This is a genomic window from Cecembia rubra (assembly GCF_003014575.1).
GTDB classification, from domain to species: Bacteria; Bacteroidota; Bacteroidia; order Cytophagales; family Cyclobacteriaceae; genus Cecembia_A; species Cecembia_A rubra.
Genome location: NZ_PYGF01000024.1, coordinates 4,803 through 8,933, shown reverse-complemented (window position 1 = coordinate 8,933; position 4,131 = coordinate 4,803). Strand labels below are relative to the sequence as shown.

General features: G+C 41.2%; 1 protein-coding gene. It reads left to right on the top strand.

Annotation, left to right across the window (positions count from 1 at the left end):
• Nucleotides 1-1,757: 1,757 nt before the first annotated feature.
• On the top strand, nt 1,758-4,131 hold a 2,374-nt coding region (locus CLV48_RS20630), incomplete at its 3' end, for a DUF7507 domain-containing protein (RefSeq protein ID WP_170069065.1).

The window sequence follows — 4,131 nt, the reverse complement described above, 5'->3', positions numbered from 1 at the left end:
TGAGAGCCGTCCGAAGGTGGACTGCGCAACGGGCGACTGCTCAGAGGCACAGCACCAGCAGAACAGAAGAACAGAGCTCAGAGTCAGCAATAAATAATATTGATCGTTTGAACAATTAAATATCCAAATTTCTATACAAGGGGTCAGTTTACTAGACTGACCCCTTACTTATTTTTAAGGAAATTAAATTTCATCACTTATTGGCTATAATTAGATGAAGATCTCTAAATGTCATTGAATTCTTAATTATCCGTAAAAAACACCTGTTTTAAGTATTTTTTGTACATTAAAAAAATTGCATTTTGTGTATAGAAAAACTTCTTTTGAAGAATTATATTCTGTAATAGATAAAAAAACATTAAAAAAATTTTTATTATTTCAAAAAAAAGCATGAAATTTACCGAAGCTACGAACTGTAATAATTTATTTGGTTTTTATTAAAAGCAAACGGAGGTTTGTTCACCATTTTTAACCGAGTCTATTGATTCACTAATTTTCTGGTGGAAAATTGCGGATGCTTTTTGAATTTTGATTCATTTCAACGGCATTTGGTATGTCAGATTGGTAATGATAAGCCCTTTTATTTATTTTATAATGCTAAAAAAGCATTATGTATACAAAAAAAAGTCACACAAGGAAAAATATTTTTAAATAAACTTGTTTTTAAAAAACAAAAAAATGTATATTTACAGCAAAATATTTGATTTGAATACGGTTTATGTCTTCAAGTCAATGATAAAGGGTAAGATTAATTTTTAAAATAGACTGAATATGGTACGTTATCAACAATTAAGTTTGGCAGACTTAAGAGCCAATACTAACAATATTTTGTTTAGGGGTAGCATTTATGGAATTTTCTTAAAGGAACTTAATGCATCCAAATATCTGGACAAACAATCAAAGATTTTTTTCCTTGATGGGATCCTGTCCGGAAATTCACTTCAATATGTAAATCACTTGAAACCAGTGATGGTTTTAAATAAATCAAATAGGCTATGAAAACTTTGTCTAGAAATCTGTTTGGGTTAGTATTAACCTTTTTCCTGTTTATTACAGGTTTAACCCAAGCTCAGACCCAGTTGGTTGATCTGAGGAAAGAAAACTGCGGATTTAACTGTACTTCAAATAATTTTACAGTTAGATCAGTATTTTTAAGCGACGCCAATGGTAATGCGATCACAAATACCTTAGCGGCTTGTAATGTAAATGATCCTACACCAAGAACTGTTTATTTATCATTGGATATAACTTCCAATTCGAATAGTTCGATTCATGGGGTTTGGATTTTTGCTGATATTTATGTCAACGGGCAATTATTCAAAACAATCAATGAAGGTGTTACTTCACCAGGTGAGTCTACAAGAACTGTAAGGCCTGGTGCTCAAATCATTACATTAGCTAATAGCTCTTTTGAATGGGTTTGTGGTCAATCTCTCGAGTTGAGTGATATTCTAACTGTTTGGCAAACTTCCCGCCAAAATATTCCTCAACAACCATTTACTTGTAATAGTTTTAGTAAATCTCAATGTCAAACAAATTCTGGGGTAACCATCGATTCCCCTTTGGCAGTCCAGTTTGATTATACTGCATGTACAGATGATCAAGGTCTGACAACGGCAAATCTTTTAGATAAAACTGTTGGAGGACGTAAACCATACAATTATTCTTGGACGTTTTCAAATAATGCAACCCCACAAACATCTAATCTGGCAAACCCAGTAATTTCATTTACTGGTTCAGCAACAGCAACACTTTCAGTGTCATTTGTTAATTCCCAAGGAAATACAATATCATCTTCATTTGGACCTGTAACAATCAATCCCCCAGCTGTGATTGCTATCAATGGCAATGTTACTCAGCCTTCGCCTGGAATCAATGATGGCAGTATAACAATAGCTCCTACCGGTGGGACAGGGAGTTTAAATATTACATGGGCAGATAGTCCGAGTTTCAACGGGGTAACAAATAGAACCGGGCTCGCACCTGGCAGTTATCAAGTTAATGTTACAGACCAGTCTGGTTGTATTAGGTCGCAGACTTTTATTCTTACTTCTCCTACTCCGGCAATAGATATAATAAAAATTGGGGAGTATTTTGATGCAAATGGTGATGGATTGCAAAATGCTGGTGATGAAATTAGGTACACTTTCAGTGTTTCAAACATCGGTAATGCACAACTATCCAATGTATTTGTAGTGGATCTGAATCCTTCTGTAACTGTGTCAGGAAATCCAATTTCTTTGGCGGTAGGAGAGACTAATAGTACAACCTTTACTGGTACCTATATTATTAAGCAAAGTGATATTGAAAATGGAAGTTTTACAAATACAGCAAGGGCGTCGGGTCAAGCAGGTAGTGTAACTGTAACTGCAGATGATTCGCATACTCAAAATTTTACCAAAGTTCCGGATCTTAGCATTTTAAAGGTTCAAATTGGAGGTCCTGATCCTGTTACAGCTGAAGGACAGATCCTTCAATACCAGATCACAGTTGAAAATAGAGGAAATATCAACTTAACAAATGTTGTACTTCAGGATTTGTTCCCTGGAGCATCTACTCCTGTAGTCCTTTCAGTAATTTCAGGTGACAATTCTGACCCAGGTGTATTGAATGTTGGAGAAACTTGGGTTTATAATGCATCATATACCACGACCCAAGCAGACATCGATGCAGGAGTGGATTTGATAAATTTAGCCTCAGTAATTACTACCCAGGTTCCAGGTCCTACTAATTCAAGAGCAATAACTGAAGTTTCCCAAAATGCTTTAATCTCATTGGTTAAATCTGCAGATCCGAAGGTCTACAGTGCTGCTGGTGAGGAGATCACCTACAGCTTTGAGGTTACCAACACAGGGAATGTGACATTGACTAACGTGAGTGTTAGCGATCTGCTTCCTGGCCTTGGCACGATCAGTCCTGCTTCTGTGACATTGAACCCTGGAGCGAGTCAGACTTTCACGGCGACTTATACCATTACCCTGGCCGATATGAACACGGGTAAGGTGGACAATACGGCGACTGCTTCCGGCACGCCTCCGACCGGTCCTGCGGTGACTGATTCTGACAGTGAGACAATCACTGCGGACCAGAATCCGTCGATCAGCATCACCAAGACTGCAGGCCAGTCTACCTACAGTTCAGCTGGTGAGGAGATTACCTACAGCTTTGAGGTTACCAACACAGGGAACGTGACATTGACTAACGTGAGTGTGAGCGATCCGCTTCCTGGCCTTGGCACGATCAGCCCTGCTTCTGTGACCTTGAATCCTGGAGAGAGCCAAACATTTACGGCGACTTATACCATTACCCTTGCCGACATGAATGCGGGCAAGGTGGACAATACGGCGACTGCTTCAGGCACGCCTCCAACCGGTCCTGCGGTGACTGATTCAGACAGTGAGACAATCACTGCGGAGCAGAATCCGTCGATCAGCATCACCAAGACTGCAGGCCAGTCTACCTACAGTTCAGCTGGTGAGGAGATTACCTACAGCTTTGAGGTTACCAACACGGGCAACGTGACATTGACTAACGTGAGTGTGAGCGATCCGCTACCTGGCCTTGGCACGATCAGCCCTGCACCAGTGACCTTGAATCCGGGAGAAAGCCAAACATTTACGGCTACTTATACCATTACCCTTGCCGACATGAATGCGGGCAAGGTGGACAATACGGCGACTGCTTCAGGCACGCCTCCGACCGGTTCTGCGGTGACTGATTCAGACAGTGAGACAATCACTGCGGAGCAGAATCCGTCGATCAGCATCACCAAGACTGCAGGCCAGTCTACCTACAGTTCAGCTGGTGAGGAGATCACCTACAGCTTTGAGGTTACCAACACGGGCAACGTCACATTGACTAACGTGAGTGTGAGCGATCCGCTACCTGGCCTTGGCACGATCAGCCCTGCACCAGTGACCTTGAATCCGGGAGAGAGCCAAACATTTACGGCTACTTATACCATTACCCTTGCCGACATGAATGCGGGCAAGGTGGACAATACGGCGACTGCTTCAGGCACGCCTCCGACCGGTCCTGCGGTGACTGATTCAGACAGTGAGACAATCACTGCGGAGCAGAATCCGTCGATCAGCATCACCAAGACTGCAGGCCAGTCTACCTACAGTTCAG